This is a genomic window from Streptomyces sp. WY228 (assembly GCF_019287315.1).
GTDB classification, from domain to species: Bacteria; Actinomycetota; Actinomycetes; order Streptomycetales; family Streptomycetaceae; genus Streptomyces; species Streptomyces caviscabies.
Map to the genome: position 1 here is coordinate 6,300,732 of NZ_CP079114.1, position 19,629 is coordinate 6,320,360.

General features: G+C 71.2%; 23 protein-coding genes. 22 read left to right on the forward strand and 1 reads right to left on the reverse strand.

All coding sequences use genetic code 11. From position 1 onward, the window contains the following. Window positions 1–56: 56 nt before the first annotated feature. The 16 genes from rpsP (at window position 57) to KV381_RS27745 (ending at window position 12,746) form a co-directional block, all read left to right on the forward strand. A complete protein-coding gene (rpsP, locus tag KV381_RS27670; RefSeq protein WP_030085056.1) occupies window positions 57–497 on the forward strand; it encodes a 30S ribosomal protein S16 in 441 nt (146 codons plus the stop codon). A 2-nt stretch (window positions 498–499) separates the two neighbouring features. Further along, window positions 500–739: an RNA-binding protein gene (locus tag KV381_RS27675; RefSeq protein WP_003965959.1), complete on the forward strand. Its 240-nt coding sequence runs from the start codon at window positions 500–502 to the stop codon at window positions 737–739. 118 nt (window positions 740–857) lie between these two features. Then, on the forward strand, window positions 858–1,454 hold the full coding sequence (gene rimM, locus KV381_RS27680) for a ribosome maturation factor RimM (RefSeq protein WP_218786624.1): 597 nt from the start codon (window positions 858–860) through the stop codon (window positions 1,452–1,454). Further along, the gene (gene trmD / locus KV381_RS27685) at window positions 1,454–2,275 is read left to right on the forward strand and encodes a tRNA (guanosine(37)-N1)-methyltransferase TrmD (RefSeq protein ID WP_218786625.1); all 822 of its coding nucleotides are present in this window, start codon (window positions 1,454–1,456) and stop codon (window positions 2,273–2,275) included. Before rimM ends, trmD begins: the two co-directional genes overlap by 1 nt. 129 nt (window positions 2,276–2,404) lie before the next feature. Then, window positions 2,405–2,755, forward strand: a complete 351-nt coding sequence (gene rplS / locus KV381_RS27690; protein WP_006127901.1) for a 50S ribosomal protein L19 — start codon at window positions 2,405–2,407, stop codon at window positions 2,753–2,755. Between the two features lie 45 nt (window positions 2,756–2,800). Beyond that, entirely contained in the window at window positions 2,801–3,571 is a 771-nt protein-coding gene (gene lepB, locus KV381_RS27695) for a signal peptidase I (protein WP_030085062.1), read from the forward strand. Continuing rightward, window positions 3,564–4,643: a signal peptidase I gene (lepB, locus tag KV381_RS27700; RefSeq protein ID WP_030085064.1), complete on the forward strand. Its 1,080-nt coding sequence runs from the start codon at window positions 3,564–3,566 to the stop codon at window positions 4,641–4,643. Before lepB (KV381_RS27695) ends, lepB (KV381_RS27700) begins: the two co-directional genes overlap by 8 nt. Further along, window positions 4,543–5,457, forward strand: coding sequence for a signal peptidase I (gene lepB, locus KV381_RS27705; protein WP_030085066.1), 915 nt, complete (start codon window positions 4,543–4,545; stop codon window positions 5,455–5,457). Before lepB (KV381_RS27700) ends, lepB (KV381_RS27705) begins: the two co-directional genes overlap by 101 nt. A 49-nt stretch (window positions 5,458–5,506) precedes the next feature. Then, complete coding sequence (lepB, locus tag KV381_RS27710) at window positions 5,507–6,262, forward strand: signal peptidase I (RefSeq protein WP_030629533.1); 756 nt, start codon at window positions 5,507–5,509, stop codon at window positions 6,260–6,262. Beyond that, window positions 6,259–6,747, forward strand: coding sequence for an NUDIX hydrolase (locus KV381_RS27715; protein WP_030085070.1), 489 nt, complete (start codon window positions 6,259–6,261; stop codon window positions 6,745–6,747). The genes lepB (KV381_RS27710) and KV381_RS27715 overlap by 4 nt, the downstream gene beginning before the upstream one ends. A 64-nt stretch (window positions 6,748–6,811) precedes the next feature. Continuing rightward, entirely contained in the window at window positions 6,812–7,120 is a 309-nt protein-coding gene (locus tag KV381_RS27720; RefSeq protein ID WP_003965949.1) for a DUF2469 domain-containing protein, read from the forward strand. A 161-nt stretch (window positions 7,121–7,281) separates the two neighbouring features. Beyond that, entirely contained in the window at window positions 7,282–7,641 is a 360-nt protein-coding gene (locus KV381_RS27725) for a YraN family protein (protein ID WP_218786626.1), read from the forward strand. Then, window positions 7,641–9,263 (forward strand): YifB family Mg chelatase-like AAA ATPase, encoded by a 1,623-nt coding sequence (locus KV381_RS27730; protein ID WP_030085074.1) that lies wholly within the window; start codon window positions 7,641–7,643, stop codon window positions 9,261–9,263. The genes KV381_RS27725 and KV381_RS27730 overlap by 1 nt, the downstream gene beginning before the upstream one ends. Window positions 9,264–9,844: 581 nt before the next feature. Next, window positions 9,845–10,957 (forward strand): DNA-processing protein DprA, encoded by a 1,113-nt coding sequence (dprA, locus tag KV381_RS27735; protein WP_103538706.1) that lies wholly within the window; start codon window positions 9,845–9,847, stop codon window positions 10,955–10,957. A gap of 254 nt (window positions 10,958–11,211) precedes the next feature. Then, a complete protein-coding gene (gene whiG, locus KV381_RS27740) occupies window positions 11,212–12,048 on the forward strand; it encodes an RNA polymerase sigma factor WhiG (RefSeq protein WP_030085080.1) in 837 nt (278 codons plus the stop codon). A 128-nt stretch (window positions 12,049–12,176) separates the two neighbouring features. Continuing rightward, window positions 12,177–12,746, forward strand: coding sequence for a TetR/AcrR family transcriptional regulator (locus KV381_RS27745; protein WP_218787311.1), 570 nt, complete (start codon window positions 12,177–12,179; stop codon window positions 12,744–12,746). On the opposite strand, the gene KV381_RS27750 is transcribed toward KV381_RS27745, so the two are convergent. Continuing rightward, the gene (locus KV381_RS27750) at window positions 12,685–13,488 is read right to left on the reverse strand and encodes a murein hydrolase activator EnvC (RefSeq protein ID WP_218786627.1); all 804 of its coding nucleotides are present in this window, start codon (window positions 13,486–13,488) and stop codon (window positions 12,685–12,687) included. The two genes, KV381_RS27745 and KV381_RS27750, sit on opposite strands and share 62 nt — an antisense overlap. Before the next feature lie 322 nt (window positions 13,489–13,810). On the opposite strand from KV381_RS27750, the gene rpsB reads away from it, so the two are divergent. The 6 genes from rpsB (at window position 13,811) to rlmN (ending at window position 19,607) form a co-directional block, all read left to right on the forward strand. Then, a complete protein-coding gene (gene rpsB, locus KV381_RS27755; protein WP_030629544.1) occupies window positions 13,811–14,752 on the forward strand; it encodes a 30S ribosomal protein S2 in 942 nt (313 codons plus the stop codon). Between the two features lie 99 nt (window positions 14,753–14,851). Continuing rightward, complete coding sequence (tsf, locus tag KV381_RS27760) at window positions 14,852–15,688, forward strand: translation elongation factor Ts (protein ID WP_030629547.1); 837 nt, start codon at window positions 14,852–14,854, stop codon at window positions 15,686–15,688. A gap of 161 nt (window positions 15,689–15,849) precedes the next feature. Then, window positions 15,850–16,626, forward strand: coding sequence for a UMP kinase (pyrH, locus tag KV381_RS27765; RefSeq protein ID WP_030085085.1), 777 nt, complete (start codon window positions 15,850–15,852; stop codon window positions 16,624–16,626). A gap of 122 nt (window positions 16,627–16,748) precedes the next feature. Then, window positions 16,749–17,306: a ribosome recycling factor gene (frr, locus tag KV381_RS27770; protein ID WP_006127917.1), complete on the forward strand. Its 558-nt coding sequence runs from the start codon at window positions 16,749–16,751 to the stop codon at window positions 17,304–17,306. Continuing rightward, a complete protein-coding gene (locus tag KV381_RS27775) occupies window positions 17,306–18,391 on the forward strand; it encodes a phosphatidate cytidylyltransferase (protein WP_086779251.1) in 1,086 nt (361 codons plus the stop codon). The genes frr and KV381_RS27775 overlap by 1 nt, the downstream gene beginning before the upstream one ends. A 109-nt stretch (window positions 18,392–18,500) precedes the next feature. Next, entirely contained in the window at window positions 18,501–19,607 is a 1,107-nt protein-coding gene (gene rlmN, locus KV381_RS27780; protein WP_030085148.1) for a 23S rRNA (adenine(2503)-C(2))-methyltransferase RlmN, read from the forward strand. The last annotated feature ends 22 nt before the right edge of the window (window positions 19,608–19,629 follow it).

A 19,629-nucleotide genomic window follows, 5' to 3' on the forward strand; every position in this document is an offset into this window, starting at 1 on the left:
CCCACGTGGCATCTAGTTGTGCCCAACCACGTCATAGACCAGGAGACACCACTTCCGTGGCAGTCAAGATCAAGCTGAAGCGTCTGGGCAAGATCCGTTCGCCTCACTACCGCATCGTCGTCGCCGACTCCCGTACCCGCCGTGACGGCCGGGCCATCGAGGAGATCGGCCTGTACCACCCGGTGCAGAACCCCTCGCGCATCGAGGTCAACTCGGAGCGCGCGCAGTACTGGCTGTCCGTCGGCGCCCAGCCGACCGAGCCGGTCCTCGCGATCCTGAAGCTCACCGGTGACTGGCAGGCCCACAAGGGCCTCCCGGCCCCCGCGCCGCTGCTGCAGCCGGAGCCCAAGGCTGACAAGCGCGCGCTGTTCGAGGCGCTGTCCGCGGACGGCGACGAGGCCAAGGGTGAGGCCATCACCCCCAAGGCCAAGAAGTCCGACAAGAAGGCGGACGAGGCGGCTGAGGCCCCCGCGTCCACCGAGTCGACCGAGGCCTGAGCATGCTCGAGGAGGCTCTCGAGCACCTCGTGAAGGGCATCGTCGACAACCCCGACGACGTGCAGGTTGCCGAGCGCACCCTGCGTCGCGGACGCGTGCTGGAGGTCCGGGTCCACCCCGACGACCTCGGCAAGGTGATCGGCCGTAACGGCCGCACCGCTCGCGCTCTGCGTACGGTCGTGGGTGCCATCGGCGGCCGCGGGATCCGTGTCGACCTCGTCGATGTGGACCAGGTTCGCTGATCAGCGAGTTGAACACCGGCCAGGGCCGGGGAGGGCCTTCGGGCCGTCCCCGGCCTTTGTCGTCGGCCACCCGGACGTCTCCTCCTCCACGTCCGCACCCCATCAATCGGAGAACAGCGTGCAGTTGGTAGTCGCGCGGATCGGCCGCGCCCACGGCATCAAGGGCGAGGTCACCGTCGAGGTACGAACGGACGAGCCGGAGCTGCGGCTCGGACCCGGCGCCGTCCTGGCCACCGAACCGGCGGAGACGGGTCCGCTGACGATCGAGACCGGCCGGGTCCACAGCGGCAGGCTCCTGCTGCGTTTCGAGGGCGTACGCGACCGCTCCGCCGCCGAAGCGCTGCGCAACACCCTGCTGATCGCCGAGGTGGACCCGGAGGAACTGCCCGAGGAAGAGGACGAGTTCTACGACCACCAGCTGATCGACCTCGACGTGGTGCTCGCCGACGGCACCGAGATCGGCCGGATCACCGAGATCTCGCACCTGCCCTCGCAGGACCTGTTCATCGTGGAGCGCCCCGACGGCAGCGAGGTGATGATCCCCTTCGTGGAGGAGATCGTCACCGAGATCGACCTGGAGGAGCAGCGCGCGGTCATCACCCCGCCGCCCGGCCTGATCGACGAGAGCGAGGCCGTGGTCGCCTCCTCCCGCGACGAGGTGACCGGCGATGCGGCCCCCGCGGACGCGGACGAGGCGCCGAAGGGCGACGCCTGATGCGGCTCGACGTCGTCACGATCTTCCCGGAGTACCTGGAACCGCTGAACGTCTCCCTGGTCGGCAAGGCCCGCGCCCGCGGCGTCCTGGACGTCCACGTCCACGACCTGCGGGAGTGGACGTACGACCGGCACAACACGGTCGACGACACCCCCTACGGCGGCGGCCCCGGCATGGTCATGAAGACCGAACCCTGGGGCGAGGCGCTGGACGACGCGCTGGCCGACGGCTACGAGGCCGGGGCGCACTCCCCGGTGCTCGTCGTGCCCACGCCCAGCGGCCGCCCGTTCACCCAGGAACTGGCCGTCGAACTCTCCGCCGCACCCTGGCTGGTCTTCACCCCGGCGCGGTACGAGGGCATCGACCGCCGGGTGATCGACGAGTACGCCACCCGGCTGCGGGTCGTCGAGGTCTCCATCGGTGACTACGTCCTGGCCGGCGGGGAAGCGGCCGTCCTGGTGATCACGGAGGCCGTGGCCCGGCTGCTGCCCGGCGTCCTCGGCAACGCCGAGTCCCACCGGGACGACTCCTTCGCGCCGGGCGCGATGGCGAACCTCCTGGAGGGGCCCGTCTACACCAAGCCGCCCGAGTGGCGCGGCCGGTCCATCCCGGACGTGCTGCTCAGCGGCCACCACGGGAAGATCGCGCGCTGGCGGCGGGACCAGGCCTTCGCCCGGACCGCCCTCAACCGGCCCGACCTGATCGAGCGGTGCGAGGCGAGCGCCTTCGACGAGAAGGACCGCGAGATCCTCTCCATCCTGGGCTTCGCGCCGGAGCCCGGCGGCCGATTTTGGCGCAGGCCCACCGCCGTGGAAGAATAGGCCGCTGCTGTACGTCCGGTGTGCGCCCCTGCCACAGGGGGAAAGACGCCCGCCCGACGCGATCAGCACTCCGAACTCCTCTCGATATCCCGTCGATGACCTGTGGCATCGGCGAAGAAAGCAGAAACCATGGCTTCCCTGCTCGATGACGTCAATGCCGCCACCCTGCGGTCGGACGTCCCGGCGTTCCGCCCCGGTGACACCGTCAACGTCCACGTGCGCGTGATCGAGGGCAACCGCTCCCGTATCCAGCAGTTCAAGGGTGTTGTCATCCGCCGCCAGGGCGCGGGCGTCAGCGAGACCTTCACGGTCCGCAAGGTCTCCTTCAGCGTCGGCGTCGAGCGCACCTTCCCGGTGCACAGCCCGATCTTCGAGAAGATCGAGCTCGTCACCCGCGGTGACGTCCGCCGCGCCAAGCTGTACTTCCTCCGTGAGCTGCGCGGCAAGGCCGCGAAGATCAAGGAGAAGCGCGACAACTGAGCTGCTTCCCGCGTTCACAGCGCGGCCGGATAAGCTTCGGCCGCGATGGACACGCAAGCACAGCACTCGGAGCGCGACCGCTCCTCGGAACCCGACGCGGGGTCCGGGGAGGGGTCGCGCTTTTCGCGTACGCGGGACCGCGTCGCCTCCGTACTGACCTGGCGGCGGGTGCTGACCGGGGCGGTCCTGGCCACCGTCGCCCTGCTGCTGTTCAGCTCCTACGTGGTCCAGCCCTTCCTGATCCCCAGCCGCTCGATGGAGCCCACGCTGCAGGTCGGGGACCGGGTCCTCGTCAACAAGCTGGCGTACCGTTTCGGCGCCGAGCCCGAGCGCGGCGACGTGGTGGTCTTCGACGGCACCGGCTCGTTCGTACGGGAGGACCTCGACGCGAACCCGCTGACCGGACTGGTGCGCGGAGCGGCGGCCTCCCTGGGGCTCGCGGAGCCTGCCGACACCGACTTCGTGAAGCGGGTGGTGGGTGTGGGCGGCGACCGCGTCGTGTGCTGCGACGCGAAGGGGAGGCTCGCGGTCAACGGCACCGTGGTGGACGAGCCGTATCTGTACCCCGGTGACACCGCCTCCCGGGCGCCCTTCGACATCGTGGTGTCCGCCGGCACCCTGTGGATGATGGGCGACCACCGCAGCCGCTCCAGCGACTCCCGGGACCATCTCGGCTCGCCCGGCGGCGGGATGGTCCCCGTCGAGCGGGTGACCGGCCGGGTGGACTGGCTGGGCTGGCCGCCCGCCCGGACGGGCTCGTTGGAGGGGACCGGCGCCTTCGGCGGCGTACGGGCGCCCGGCGGGGCGCATGGGTAACCGCGGACGTCCGCGCGGCGCACCCGACCCCGACGCGTCCCTGCCGACCGGGACCAGGCCCACCGGGCCGCGCTCGCTGCCCACCCGGGCGGAGCGCCGCAAGCTCGCCAAGAAGGTCCGGCGCAAGCGCCGCAGGTCCGCGATGCGGGAGATACCCGTCCTCGTCGTCGTGGCGCTGCTGATCGCGCTGGTCCTGAAGACCTTCCTGGTCCAGGCGTTCGTCATCCCGTCCGGGTCGATGGAGCAGACCATCCGGATCGGCGACCGGGTGCTCGTGGACAAGCTGACCCCGTGGTTCGGATCGAAGCCCGAGCGCGGCGACGTCGTGGTGTTCAAGGACCCCGGCGGCTGGCTCCAGCAGGAGAACCCCGGAGAGAAGAAGGACCCGCCGATCGGCGTCAAGCAGGCCACCGAACTGCTGACCTTCATCGGGCTGCTGCCGTCCGACGACGAGCAGGACCTGATCAAGCGGGTCATCGCGGTCGGCGGCGACACCGTGAAGTGCTGCGGCGAGGACGGCCGGATCACCGTCAACGGCGTACCGCTGGCCGAGACGTACCTCCACCCCGACGACCGGCCCTCGGCCATCTCGTTCGAGGTGAAGGTCCCCGAGGGCAGGCTGTTCGTGATGGGCGACCACCGGTCCGACTCCGCCGACTCCCGCTTCCACCTCGACGAACCCGACCGGGGCACGGTCTCCGAGAAGGAGGTGGTGGGGCGGGCCGTCGTGATCGCCTGGCCGTTCGGCCACTGGAGCACCCTGGAAGAGCGCGACACCTTCACCGCGGTCCCGGACGGGCGCGGATCGGAGGCAGCGGCTCCGGCCCCGTCGAATAGTGTGGCACCTCCGGATCGCGATGGAATGGTCCGGCTCCCGACCCCTGCGGAACTCCCGCTCGTTATGGGAGTGGTGGGCCTGCGTCCGATGGGGCGCGGGCAGTGGCACGTACTGAGGAGTGGATGTGGGGGATTTGGCGGTCGGCGCACGATCCGGACACGACGAACCCGAGGACCGGCCGGAGCGCGACGAGTCTCCCGCGGGCGGGGCGGCGGTCCCGCCGGAGGGCGGTGACGGCCCCCCTGACGACGGCGGTGACAACCCGGGCGGTGGCGGCAGTCGTCCCAAGAAGCAGCGTTCCTTCTGGGTGGAGCTGCCGCTGCTCGTCGGCATCGCCCTGGTCCTGGCGCTGCTGATCAAGACCTTCCTGGTCCAGGCTTTCTCGATCCCCTCGGACTCCATGCAGAACACGCTGCAGCGGGGCGACCGGGTGCTGGTCGACAAGCTGACCCCGTGGTTCGGCTCCGAGCCGGAGCGCGGCGAGGTCGTGGTCTTCCACGATCCGGGCGGCTGGCTGGAGGACACCGCTACCCCGGAGCCCAACGCGGTGCAGAAGTTCCTGAGCTTCATCGGCCTGATGCCGTCCTCCGAGGAGAAGGACCTGATCAAGCGGGTCATCGCGGTCGGCGGCGACACCGTGGAGTGCAAGGAGAACGGGCCGGTCACGGTCAACGGGAAGAGCCTGGACGAGAAGTCGTTCATCTTCCCGGGGAACACCCCGTGCAACGACAAGCCCTTCGGCCCGATCAAGGTGCCGGACGGCCGGATCTTCGTCATGGGCGACCACCGGCAGAACTCCCTGGACTCGCGCTACCACCAGGAGCTCCCCGGAGAGGGCACGGTCTCCACGGACGAGGTCGTCGGCCGCGCCGTCGTCGTCGCCTGGCCGCTGGGCCGCTGGGCGACCCTCCCGGTCCCGGACACCTTCGACCAGCCCGGTCTGAACGCGGCCGCGGCGATGGCCCCGGCGGCACTGGGCGTAGCCGGAGCGGTGCCCCTCGTGTTGTGGCGCCGCCGGAGGCTGACCGCCGGGCGTACCGCCGGGTAGGGTGCCGCTCGGATCAGCGATTGTCGATCTCCGACGGGGGAGCGCTGGGATGAGCGGTACAGGACGCAAGGACGACGGCCGCGGCCGGCTCGGCGCCATGATGTCGGGCTTGGCCGTGGCCGTCGGCTGTGTGCTCTTCCTCGGTGGTTTCGTCTGGGCGGCGGTGGTCTACCAGCCGTACACCATTCCGACCGACTCCATGGCGCCGACGGTGAAACCCGGCGACCGGGTGCTCGCCGAGCGGATAGACGGCGCCGACGTCCGGCGCGGTGACGTGGTGGTCTTCACCGATGAGGTCTGGGGCGCCACGGCGATGGTGAAGCGCGTCGTCGGGGTCGGCGGCGACAAGGTGGCCTGCTGCGACGAGGACGGGCGGCTCACCGTCAACGGAACCCCCGTCGACGAGCCGTATCTCGACCGCGGACAGGCCGCCGCGGGCTCGGCGGCCCCCGCCTCGCCCCAGGACTTCTCCGCCACCGTGCCCAAGGGCCAGATCTTCCTGCTCGGCGACGAACGGGCCACCTCCCTGGACTCCCGGGTCCACCTCCAGGACGCCGGCCAGGGCTCCGTACCGCTGAGCGCCGTACAGGCCCGGGTGGACGCGGTGGCCTGGCCGATGAACGGCATGATCGCCCGACCCTCCTCCTTCGCCGCGCTGCCCGGCGGGGTGTCCGCCGCGGGGCCGCTGCCGCTCCAGCTGGGCGCGATCCTGGTGGGCGTGGTCCTGATCCTCGGCGGCGCGGTGTACGGGCCCGTGGCGGCGCGTCTGGCCCGCCGCAGGACGGCCGCCGGAGGGGCCCGGTGACCTCGGAGCCCCGCAGGGTCGCCAGGGTGGTCCTGCTGGACCCCGACGACCGCGTACTGCTGCTGCACGGCCATGAGCCGGACGACCCGGCCGACACCTGGTGGTTCACCCCGGGAGGCGGTCTGGAGGGCGAGGAGACCCGGGAGCAGGCGGCCCGCCGCGAGCTCGCCGAGGAGACCGGCATCACGGACATCGCGCTGGGCCCGCTGCTCTGGACCCGGATCTGTTCCTTCCCGTTCGACGGGCGGCGCTGGGACCAGGACGAGTGGTACTTCCTGGCCCGTACGACACAGACCGCCACCGCCCCGCAGGGCCTCACCGACCTGGAACTGCGCAGCGTCGCCGGTCTGAGGTGGTGGACTTCCGCCGAACTGCTCGCGACGCGTGAGACGGTGTACCCGACCAGACTCGCCGAGCTGCTGCGCACGCTTCTCGACGAGGGTCCCCCGCGTGATCCGTTGGTTCTGGCCCCCGAAATCGTCTAATCGTCCAGGGGTGCCGGAGGCTGACGCACAATGGGGGCACGCACGGCTGAAGGGGAAACATGCCATGAGCGCCGAGGACCTCGAGAAGTACGAGACCGAGATGGAGCTGAAGCTCTACCGGGAGTACCGCGATGTCGTCGGTCTGTTCAAATATGTGATCGAGACCGAACGGCGCTTCTACCTCACCAACGACTACGAGATGCAGGTGCACTCCGTCCAGGGTGAGGTTTTCTTCGAGGTGTCCATGGCGGACGCCTGGGTCTGGGACATGTACCGGCCCGCGAGATTCGTCAAGCAGGTCCGCGTGCTGACCTTCAAGGACGTCAACATCGAAGAGCTCAACAAGAGCGATCTGGAACTTCCGGGAGGCTGACCCCGCGCGGCCCGCGCCGCCGGGCCGCCGATACGCGCGTCGCGGTGAGCGACCCGGTCACCCATGTGGGTGGCCGGGTTTTCCACATCCACGGAGTTGTCCACCAAGATCCACAACTTCGGGCGGGCCGGGTCACAGTCGGTGCCGGAGGTGGTGCCGATATGAACGCACGGGGGGCACTCGGGCGGTACGGCGAGGATCTGGCGGCACGGCTGCTGGCCGAAGCCGGAATGGCGGTGGTCGAGCGCAACTGGCGCTGCCGCGCCGGAGAGATCGACATCGTGGCCAGGGACGGTGACGCCCTGGTCTTCTGCGAGGTGAAGACCCGCAGGTCAGACGCTTTCGAACACCCCATGGCGGCGGTCGGCCCGGTCAAGGCGGACCGCCTGCGGCGGCTCGCCGAGATCTGGCTCGACCGGCACGGCGGGCCACCGCCCGGCGGCGTCCGCATCGACCTGGTCGGGGTGATCGTGCCCCGGCGCGGGGCCCCGGTCACGGAGCACGCCCGGGGGGTGTCCTGATGGGCTTCGCACGAGCGTGTTCCGTGGCGCTGGTCGGCGTCGAGGGTGTGGTGGTGGAGGTCCAGGCGGATCTGGAGCCGGGGGTGGCGGCCTTCACCCTGGTCGGGCTGCCGGACAAGAGCCTGGTGGAGAGCCGGGACCGGGTGCGGGCCGCGGTGGTCAACTCCGGGGCCGAGTGGCCGCAGAAGAAGCTCACGGTCGGGCTCTCGCCGGCCTCCGTGCCGAAGAGCGGCTCGGGCTTCGATCTCGCCGTCGCGAGCGCGGTCCTCGGCGCGGCGGAGCGGATCGACCCCGCGGCGATCGCCGAAGTGGTGATGATCGGCGAACTGGGTCTGGACGGCCGGGTCCGTCCGGTCCGGGGCGTGCTGCCCGCCGTCCTGGCGGCGGCCGAAGCGGGGTACGAGCAGGTCGTCGTTCCCGAGCAGTCGGCCGGGGAGGCGGCGCTGGTGCCGGGGATCTCGGTCCTCGGGGTCCGGAGCCTGCGCCAGCTCATCGCGGTTCTGTGCGACGAACCGGTGCCCGAGGAACCCGCGGACGACCAGGGGCGCCCCGACGCCATGCTGGCCGGGCTCATGATTCCCGGTACGGGCCTCGGCGCGGGGCTTGCCCCGGCCGCCGCGCGCGGTGACGGTCACCGGCCGGACCTGGCGGACGTCGCGGGGCAGCCGCGCCCGCGCCGGGCCCTGGAGGTGGCTGCGGCCGGCGGACACCATCTGCTCTTCTCGGGCCCGCCGGGCGCGGGCAAGACCATGCTGGCCGAGCGGTTGTCGGCGGTCCTGCCGCCGCTGACCCGGCAGGAATCCCTCGAAGTGACGGCGGTCCACTCCGTGGCGGGCATCCTCCCCCCGGGTGAACCGCTCGTCTCCAGAGCGCCCTACTGCGCCCCGCACCACTCGGCGACCATGCAGTCCCTGGTCGGCGGCGGCAATGGCATCCCGAGGCCCGGGGCGGTGTCCCTGGCCCATCGCGGGGTCCTCTTCCTCGACGAGGCCCCGGAATTCTCGGGCAAGGCCCTGGACGCGCTGCGCCAGCCCCTGGAGTCCGGTCATGTGGTGGTCGCGCGGGCGGCTGGCGTGGTGCGGCTGCCCGCCCGGTTCCTGATGGTGCTGGCCGCCAACCCGTGTCCGTGCGGCCGGCACACGCTCACCGGCGCGGGCTGCGAATGCCCGCCCTCGGTGGTCCGCCGCTACCAGGCGCGCCTGTCCGGGCCGCTGCTCGACCGGGTGGACCTGCGGGTCGAGGTGGAGCCGGTCGACCGCGCGGACCTGCTGGGGCAGGGCGGCCGGGGCGAGTCGACGGCCGTCGTCGCCGCTCGGGTACGGGACGCCAGGGCGCGGGCGGCCGAGCGGCTGGCCGGCACCCCGTGGACCACGAACAGCGAGGTGCCCGGCCATGAGCTGCGGACCCGGCTGCTCGCGGCCCCGGGAGCGCTGGCGGCGGCGGAGCGGGACCTGGAGCGCGGCATCCTCACGGCCCGGGGCCTGGACCGGGTGCTGAGGGTGGCCTGGACCGTGGCGGACCTGCGGGGTGCGGACCGCCCGGACGACTCCGATGTGGCGGTCGCCCTGGAACTGCGGACGGGCATCCAGCGCGGGGTGCCGATGGGGGCGGGGGAGCGGTGAGCGGTGTCATGAGGGAGCAGGAGCCGGGCTCCGGGCCCGGGAAGAGCGGAACGCCCGGCCGCGACCGGGAGCGCGGCACGGACCCCGCGCACGGGCCGGAGCGGGGCGGGCAGCGCCCTGTGGGCCGCGAGCGCGAGTCGGGCTGCGGACCAGGACGAGGAGAGTACGGGGGAGGCGCGGAGGCGGACCGGGAGGGCGGGGCCGAGCCGGCGCGGGCGCGCCTGCCGGAGCCCGCGCGGGTGCGTGCGCCGGAGGTGGAACGGGCGTGCCTGCCGGAGCCGCTGTGGGGCCACTCGCCGGAGCCCGACCGGGACCGTGGTCGCCATGGGCGTCCGGGCCGGGATCACGCCCCCGGCCCGGATGACGGCGACGGGGACGGCGACCGGGGCGAGGGGCACGGGGGTGGCGACCGGGGCGACGGCCGCGAACGGGGCGATGGTCATGATGGCGACCGGGCAGGAGGCCGGGAGCGGCGAGACGGTCACGATGGCGACCGGGGCGACGGCCGCGATGGCGACCGGGCAGCAGGCCGGGAGCGGGAGCGGGAGCGGGAGCGGGTGGCCAGGGCCGCGTTGACGCGGGTGCTGGAGCCGGGGGACGAGCGGGCCGGGCGTTGGCTGCGGGCGACCGGTGCGGTCGAGCTGCTGCGGCGGCTCACCGTCGAGGACGGGTCCGCCGAGAGGCTGCCGGGGATGACCGCTCTCCGGCTCGGTGGCTACCGGCTGCGGGCGGCCGCCGCGGAGCCGGAACGGGATCTGGCGGCGGTCGCCGCGGTGGGCGGGCGCTTCGTCTGCCCGGGGGACCGGGAGTGGCCGAGCCAGCTGGACGACCTGGGCGACGCGCGGCCCGTCGGACTCTGGGTGCGGGGACGGCCCGACCTGCGGCTGTGGTCCCTGCGCTCGGTCGCGGTGGTCGGAGCGAGAGCCTGCACCCCGTACGGGGCGCACATGGCGGCGAGCCTCGGCTCCGGGCTCGCGGAGCGCGGCTGGGTGGTGGTGTCGGGGGCCGCGTTCGGGGTGGACGGGGCCGCCCACCGGGGCGCGCTCGCGGCGGGCGGGGCGACGACGGCCGTGCTGGCCTGCGGTGTCGACGTACCCTACCCGCGCGGGCACGCCGAGTTGCTCGGGCGGCTGGCCCAACAGGGTCTCATCGTCGCCGAGTTGCCGCCTTCCTCGCACCCCACCCGCAGCAGATTCGTCCTGCGCAACCGCGTCATCGCCGCACTGACCAGGGGAACGGTCGTGGTCGAGGCCGAATACCGCAGCGGTTCGCTGGTCACCGCCCGCCAGGCCCAACGGCTCGGCCGCTTCGCGATGGGGGTGCCCGGACCCGCCACCAGCGGGCTGTCGGCAGGGGTTCACGAGCTGCTGCGCGGCGAGGGTGCGCTCGTCACCGACGCCGACGAAGTCGTCGAGCTGGTCGGGGACATCGGCGACCTCCCACCGGTCCGACGCGGCCCGGTGCTGCCCAGGGACCACCTGGACGCGGTCACCGCGAGAGTCCTCGAAGCGCTTCCGTACCACGGTGTCAGCCACCCCCGCGACCTCGCCCGCACCGCGGGGACTTCGGCCGACGAAACCCTCGGTCGACTGTACGAACTGCACTCACTGGGGTTCGTCGAACGCGAAGGCGACGGCTGGCGGTTGACGCTTCCTTCGGTACGCAACGACGACGCGCGGCGAGGCGGTTCTTGACCTGGAGCATTCGGGTGAAAAGGTAAGGCCGATGACCTCGCACGATCGATCGGTGACCTGCCCGGGACCCATGCCCACGGTGGCGGCCCCGGCCCCCGGCGGGCGCGGGCGGCGTGAACGGCGGCACGCCGTCACGCGGCAGGGAACTCCCGTCCTGCGCGGACTGCGACGCCTCAGTCACGCTACGCTCACAAGGATTCCGCCCCAGACAAAAGTCCCCCAGCACTTCACGGCAGAACGGCTCAAGGCACCACATGCCCCAGCACACCTCCGGGTCTGACCGCGCGGCAGTACCACCGGTTGCGCGTGGCACTGTGCGCCCTCCCGCTCCCTCCTCCCTCGACGAGTTGTGGCGTTCTTACAAGACCACGGGCGACGAGCGACTGCGGGAGCAGCTGATCCTGCACTACTCGCCGCTCGTGAAGTACGTCGCGGGCCGGGTGAGCGTGGGGCTGCCGTCCAACGTCGAGCAGGCCGACTTCGTCTCCTCCGGGGTCTTCGGACTGATCGACGCCATCGAGAAGTTCGACATCGAGCGGGCCATCAAGTTCGAGACGTACGCGATCACCCGGATCCGCGGCGCGATGATCGACGAACTCCGGGCGCTGGACTGGATCCCACGGTCCGTCCGGCAGAAGGCGCGGAACGTGGAGCGCGCCTACGCCACGCTGGAGGCGCGGTTCCGGCGCACGCCGTCGGAGGCCGAGGTGGCCTCGGAGATGGGCATCGCGCTGGAGGAACTGCACGCGGTTTTCAGCCAGTTGTCGCTGGCGAATGTGGTCGCCCTGGAGGAGTTGCTGCACGTCGGCGGCGAGGGCGGCGACCGGCTGAGCCTGATGGACACGCTGGAGGACACCGCCGCCGACAATCCGGTGGAGGTCGCCGAGGACCGTGAGCTGAGACGGCTGCTCGCGCGGGCCATCAACACCCTCCCCGACCGTGAGAAGACCGTGGTGACCCTCTACTACTACGAAGGCCTCACTCTCGCGGAGATCGGCAACGTCCTCGGGGTGACCGAGAGCCGGGTCAGCCAGATCCACACCAAGTCCGTGCTGCAGCTCCGCGCGAAGCTCGCCGACGCGGGCCGCTGACAGACGCCTTCCCGGCCCTTTCCCGAGCCCACCCCTGCCCTCTCCGGCCATCCGGTCGGTGGCCATGCCCTTCCCCCGCACGTCTGCCGCCGTAGAGTGGACATGTGCCCAGGATTCGAGCGGCCTCCGTGGCCGAGCACCGGACCATGCAGCGCGGCGCCCTCCTGGACGCCGCGCGCTCCCTGCTGTCCGAGGGCGGTACGGAGGCGTTGACCTTCCCCGCACTCGCCGAGCGCACGGGCCTCGCCCGGTCCTCCGTGTACGAGTACTTCCGCTCCCGGGCCGCCGTCGTCGAGGAGCTGTGCGCCGTCGACTTCCCCGTCTGGGCGGCCGAGGTCGAGAACGCCATGGAGCGCGCCGATACGCCCGAGGCGAAGATCGAGGCGTATGTGCGCCGGCAGCTCGACCTCGTAGGGGACCGCCGCCACCGCGCGGTCGTCGCGATCTCCGCGAGCGAGCTGGACGCGGGCGCCCGGGAGAAGATCCGCGCCGCGCACGGCGGACTGATCGCCATGATCGTCGAAGCGCTGGGCGACCTCGGCAACGAGCAGCCCAGGCTGTCCGCCATGCTCCTGCAGGGTTCGGTCGACGCCGCCGTGCGCCGAATCGAACTGGGCGTCGCGGAGGAGCCGGGCGTCATCGCGGACACCGTCGTCGCGATGGTCCTGCACGGTGTGACCGGCGGCCTGAGCGGCTGACCCGGACCGCTTCCGGCTCCGGCACACCGAACACCGGAAGCAGCCGCGAGGGGCCTGTGCGCAGCAGCGCGGGCGGCAGCAGCGAGAGCGGGTCCAGATAGGCGTCCCCGCGCCGCAGGCCCCAGTGCAGGCAGCCCTCCGCGCAGTGGAACGGCCCGTCCTCCAGCACCCCGACCGGCTGCCCGGCCCGTACGCGCGCCCCCTCCTCGACCAGTGCCCGCACCGGTTCGTACGTGGTGCGCAGCGGCGGCGAACCGCTGTCGGCCACCTCGACGGCGAGCACCCCGCGGCCCGCCACCCGCCCCGCGAACGACACCCGGCCCCCGGCGGCCGCCAGCACCCGAGCGCCCGGCCGGGCCCCGAGGTCCACGCCGCGATGGCCGGGCCCGTACGGACCGGCGGGCGGCTCCCACCCCCGTAACACCGCGGGTCTCCCGGCCAGCGGCCAGCTCCGGCCGCCGTCGTCGGCACTCGCGTCTGCGTCTGCGTCGGGGGCCGTATCTGGCTCCGCATCCGCATCCGCATCCGCGTCTGCATCCGCATCAGCGTCTTCGTCCACGTCGGCGTCCGCGCCCGGCAAGGCCGCCACGGCTCCGGCCGGTGCGACCGCCGGGCCCGGCGCGGGCGGCCCGGCCGGGAGCAGCCCGCACAGCACGAGCAGGGACAGCGGCAGGGTCAGGAGCGCGAGCGGGAGCAGGGTGCGGTGGGTGGGGGAGCGGTGCGGTGCGGGCTGATGGCGCATGTCGCCACGATGACCCGGAGGCCGGGATTCCGGGGATCACGCACCGTTCCTGTGGGCTACTCGCCGGTTGTGGATATCCCGGTCACCCGACCGTGGAGATCGGGGTCACGCGCTTGTGGACATCGCGGTCACCCGGCACTCAGCCGGTCCCGTACACTTCTTACGGCGATCCGGGTCACCGGGTCGACTTCGCACGCCCCGCCACCTCCCTCTTCGCGGAGGTGGCCGCGCTCCTCGGTCCCTCGTGGCACGGCGCGTCGGGGCGTCAGGCGCGACCGCAAACCTGCGGTCGCGATAACCGAGTACCTCAAGGAGTACGGCCATGGCCGTCGTCACGATGCGGGAGCTGCTGGAAAGCGGCGTCCACTTCGGTCACCAGACCCGTCGCTGGAACCCGAAGATGAAGCGCTTCATCTTCACCGAGCGCAACGGCATCTACATCATCGACCTGCTCCAGTCGCTGTCGTACATCGACCGCGCCTACGAGTTCGTCAAGGAGACCGTCGCCCACGGCGGCTCCATCATGTTCGTGGGTACGAAGAAGCAGGCCCAGGAGGCCATCGCCGAGCAGGCGACGCGCGTCGGCATGCCGTACGTCAACCAGCGTTGGCTCGGTGGCATGCTCACCAACTTCTCCACCGTCTACAAGCGCCTCCAGCGCCTGAAGGAGCTGGAGCTCATCGACTTCGAGGACGTGGCCGCCTCCGGCCTCACCAAGAAGGAGCTCCTGGTCCTCTCGCGCGAGAAGGCCAAGCTGGAGAAGACCCTCGGTGGTATCCGCGAGATGCAGAAGGTGCCCAGCGCCGTCTGGATCGTCGACACCAAGAAGGAGCACATCGCCGTCGGTGAGGCGCGCAAGCTCCACATCCCGGTCGTCGCGATCCTCGACACCAACTGCGACCCCGACGAGGTCGACTACAAGATTCCGGGCAACGACGACGCGATCCGCTCCGTCACCCTGCTCACCCGCGTGATCGCCGACGCCGTCGCCGAGGGCCTCATCGCCCGCTCCGGTGCCGCCACCGGTGACTCGAAGCCGGGCGAGAAGGCCGCCGGCGAGCCGCTGGCCGAGTGGGAGCGCGACCTGCTCGAGGGCGACAAGAAGGACGAGACCGCGGCTGCCGCCGAGGTCCAGTCCTCCGCCGAGACCGAGAAGGTCGCCGACGCCGAGAAGCCGGCCGAGGCCGTCGCCGAGGCCGAGGCCGCTGTCGAGGCTCCGGCCGCCGACGCCCCGGCCGCCGACGCGGACGCCGAGCAGGCCTGACACCCGTCACGGCTGCTGACGGCGGGGGCCGACGCCACAAGCGTCGCCCCCGCCGTTCACCCGTAGATCTTTCAGACTTCGAGAGAGACATACAGACTCATGGCGAACTACACCGCCGCTGACGTCAAGAAGCTCCGCGAGCTCACCGGCGCCGGCATGATGGACTGCAAGAAGGCGCTCGACGAGGCCGACGGCAACGTCGACAAGGCCGTCGAGGCGCTCCGTATCAAGGGTCAGAAGGGCGTCGCCAAGCGCGAGGGCCGTTCTGCCGAGAACGGTGCCGTCGTCTCCCTGATCTCCGAGGACCAGACGTCCGGCGTCATCCTCGAGCTGAAGTGCGAGACGGACTTCGTCGCCAAGGGCGACAAGTTCCAGGCCGTCGCCAACACGCTCGCCGCGCACGTCGCCGCGACCTCCCCGGCCGACATCGAGGCGCTGCTCGCCTCCGAGATCGAGGCCGGCAAGACCGTCCAGGCGTACGTCGACGAGGCCAACGCCAACCTCGGCGAGAAGATCGTCCTGGACCGCTTCGCGCAGTTCACCGGCGCCTACGTCGGTGTGTACATGCACCGCACCATGCCCGACCTGCCCCCGCAGATCGGTGTTCTGGTCGAGCTGGACAAGGCCGACGCCGAGCTGGCCAAGGGCATCGCGCAGCACATCGCCGCCTTCGCCCCGAAGTACCTCTCCCGCGAGGACGTCCCGGCCGAGGTCGTCGAGGCCGAGCGCCGCGTCGCCGAGGAGACCACGCGCGCCGAGGGCAAGCCCGAAGCCGCGCTCCCGAAGATCGTCGAGGGTCGCGTCAACGGCTTCTTCAAGGAGGCCACCCTCCTCGGCCAGCCGTACGCGCTGGACGCCAAGAAGTCCGTCCAGAAGGTCCTGGACGAGGCCGGTGTCACCCTGAAGCGCTTCTCGCGCATCAAGGTCGGCATCTGAGTCCGTCCGGGCGAACAGCGCCGGACCCGATAGGGTCTGACGCAGTCGACGGCCGCACCCACGCCGGACGACCGCAGATCTGACGAGGAGGCCATTGCCGCTGTAGGGACACCAGACCCACCGGCAATGGCCTTCTTCGTATGTGCACGAGGAGAATTTCCATGGACAAGGGCGCGGACGCCATTCAGGCCGACGACAAGCGCGACGACGACAAGGGTTCCGGGCGCTTCATGCTGAAGCTCTCCGGTGAGGCGTTCGCCGGTGGCGGTGGCCTCGGCGTCGACCCCGACGTCGTGCACACCATCGCCCGCGAGATCGCCGCCGTCGTCCGCGACGGCGCCCAGATCGCGGTGGTCATCGGAGGAGGCAACTTCTTCCGTGGTGCCGAGCTCCAGCAGCGCGGCATGGACCGGGCCCGGTCCGACTACATGGGCATGCTCGGCACCGTCATGAACTGCCTGGCACTCCAGGACTTCCTGGAGAAGGAGGGCATCGACTCGCGCGTCCAGACCGCCATCACCATGGGCCAGGTCGCCGAGCCGTACATCCCGCTCCGGGCCGTCCGGCACCTGGAGAAGGGGCGCGTCGTGATCTTCGGCGCCGGTATGGGCATGCCGTACTTCTCCACCGACACCACCGCCGCCCAGCGCGCCCTGGAGATCGACGCCGAGGCGCTGCTCATGGGGAAGAACGGCGTGGACGGGGTCTACGACTCCGACCCCAAGACCAACCCCGACGCGGTCAAGTTCGACGCTCTGGAGTACGGCGAGGTGATCACCCGCGACCTGAAGGTCGCCGACGCCACCGCCATCACGCTCTGCCGTGACAACGAACTCCCGATCCTCGTCTTCGAGCTGACCGCCGAGGGCAATATCGCCCGCGCGGTCAAGGGTGAGAAGATCGGCACGCTCGTGAGCGACGTGAGCACCCGGGCCTGACGGCCCCCCAGGATGGACAACGGCCTGCCGGTCGGACACCGTGCAGGTGAGGACGCGACGCAGGACCCGCAGGGCGCGGCGATGACGACGCCGGGCCCACCCAAGACACGCAGGAGCACGTGGTGATCGAAGAAATCCTCCTCGAGGCCGAGGAGAAGATGGAGAAGGCCGTTGTCGTCGCGAAAGAGGACTTCGCCGCGATCCGTACCGGCCGTGCGCACCCGGCGATGTTCAACAAGATCGTCGCCGACTACTACGGCGCGCTGACCCCGATCAACCAGCTGGCCTCGTTCTCGGTTCCCGAGCCGCGGATGGCCGTCGTGACGCCGTTCGACAAGACCGCGCTGCGCAACATCGAGCAGGCGATCCGCGACTCCGACCTCGGCGTCAACCCGAGCAACGACGGCAACATCATCCGGGTGACCTTCCCCGAGCTCACCCAGGACCGCCGCAAGGAGTACATCAAGGTCGCCAAGACCAAGGCAGAGGACTCCAAGATCTCGATCCGCTCCATCCGCCGCAAGGCCAAGGAGAACCTCGACAAGCTCGTCAAGGACAAGGAGTCCGGCGAGGACGAGGTGCGCCGCGCCGAGAAGGAGCTCGACGACACCACCGCGAAGTACGTCGCGCAGGTGGACGAGCTGCTCAAGCACAAGGAAGCCGAGCTGCTCGAAGTCTGATGAACGACTCTTCCTGGGGCGCCCCGCAGGGAGCCGGTTACTGGGGCACGCCCGAGATGAGCGCCGCCCCGGCGGGTCCTGCCCACGATGTGCGTGATGCCCAGCAGACTCGGCCCATGCCCAACGTGCCGGACGTTCCCGACGCAGGTAGAGACGCAGCCGACCGCGACGACCGGGACAGGGATGCCGCTCACGTCAGCGGCCCCCTGTTCCGTGACGAGATGCCGCAGGAGCCCATGTCCACCCCGCTGCCGCCCCCGCCGCAGAAGAAGCGTGCGGGGCGTGATCTGCGCGCCGCCATAGGGGTCGGCGTGGGTCTCGGCGCCGTCATCGGCCTCTCGCTGTTCATCGTGAAGGCCGTCTTCATCGGCGTGATAGTGATCGCCGTCGTCGTCGGCCTGTGGGAGCTCACCTCCCGCCTCCAGGAACGCAAGGGCATCAAGGCGCCCCTGGTGCCGCTGGCCGTCGGCGGAGCCGCGATGGTCGTCGCCGGTTACGCACGGGGGCCCGAGGGGGCCTGGATCGCGATGGCCCTGACGGCCCTCGCGGTGCTGGTCTGGCGGATGACCGAACCGCCGGACGGGTATTTGAAGGACGTCACGGCCGGGGTCTTCGCGGCGTTCTACGTGCCGTTCCTGGCCACCTTCGTCGCCCTGCTGCTGACGGCGGACGACGGATCGTGGCGCGTGCTGACCTTCCTGGTCCTCACCGTGGTCAGCGACACGGGGGCCTACGCCGTCGGCTGGCGCTTCGGCACGCACAAGCTCGCCCCGCGCATCAGCCCCGGCAAGACCCGCGAGGGCCTGTTCGGAGCCGTCGCCTTCGCGATGGTCGCCGGCGCGCTGTGCATGGAGTTCCTGATCGACGGCGGCGCCTGGTGGCAGGGTCTGCTGCTCGGCCTCGCGGTCGCCGTCAGCGCCACCCTCGGCGACCTGGGCGAGTCCATGATCAAGCGGGACCTCGGGATCAAGGACATGGGCACCCTGCTCCCCGGCCACGGCGGCATCATGGACCGGCTGGACTCGCTGCTGCCGACCGCACCGGTCGTCTGGCTGCTGCTGGTGCTGTTCGTGGGCTCCGGCTGAGTCTCCCGGCACTCCGGCACCCTGTCCCACCTGCACGTTCCACGAGTGAGGGTCCGTCGTCCACAGGGCGGCGGGCCCTCACCCGTCTGTCTGCGACACTGGATGAACCATGCCTAAGCCCGGAGAACTCACTTTCGTCGCGCCCCGCGGAGCCAAGAAGCCGCCGCGGCACCTCGCCGACCTCACGCCCGCCGAGCGCAAGGAAGCGGTCGCCGCGACCGGTGAGAAGCCGTTCCGCGCCCAGCAGCTCTCGCAGCACTACTTCGCGCGGTACGCGCACGACCCGGCCCAGTGGACCAACATCCCGGCCGCGTCGCGGGAGAAGCTCGCCGAGGCGCTGTTCCCCGACCTGATGTCCGTGATCCGGCACATCAGCTGCGACGACGACACCACGCGCAAGACCCTGTGGAAGCTGCACGACGGCACGCTCGTCGAGTCCGTCCTGATGCGCTACCCGGACCGCGTCACGATGTGCATCTCCTCGCAGGCCGGCTGCGGCATGAACTGCCCCTTCTGCGCCACCGGACAGGCCGGCCTCGACCGCAATCTGTCGACCGCCGAGATCGTCCACCAGATCGTCGACGGCATGCGCGCCCTGCGCGACGGCGAGGTGCCCGGCGGCCCCGCGCGGCTCTCCAACATCGTCTTCATGGGCATGGGCGAGCCGCTCGCCAACTACAACCGCGTCGTCGGCGCGATCCGCCGGCTCACCGACCCCGAGCCGGACGGCCTCGGCCTCTCGCAGCGCGGGATCACCGTCTCCACCGTCGGCCTGGTCCCGGCCATGCTGCGCTTCGCCGACGAGGGCTTCAAGTGCCGCCTCGCCGTCTCGTTGCACGCCCCGGACGACGAGCTGCGCGACACCCTGGTCCCCGTCAACACCCGGTGGAACGTCCGCGAGGTGCTGGACGCCGCCTGGGAGTACGCGGAGAAGTCCGGCCGCCGGATCTCCATCGAGTACGCCCTGATCCGGGACATCAACGACCAGGCCTGGCGCGGCGACCTGCTCGGCCGGCTGCTCAAGGGCAAGCGGGTGCACGTCAACCTGATCCCGCTCAACCCCACGCCCGGCTCCAAGTGGACCGCCTCGCGACCCGAGGACGAGAAGGCGTTCGTCGAGGCCATCGCGGCGCACGGCGTGCCCGTCACGGTCCGGGACACCCGGGGCCAGGAGATCGACGGGGCCTGCGGTCAGCTGGCGGCCTCCGAGCGCTAGCCTCCCCGGGCGGCCGGAAACC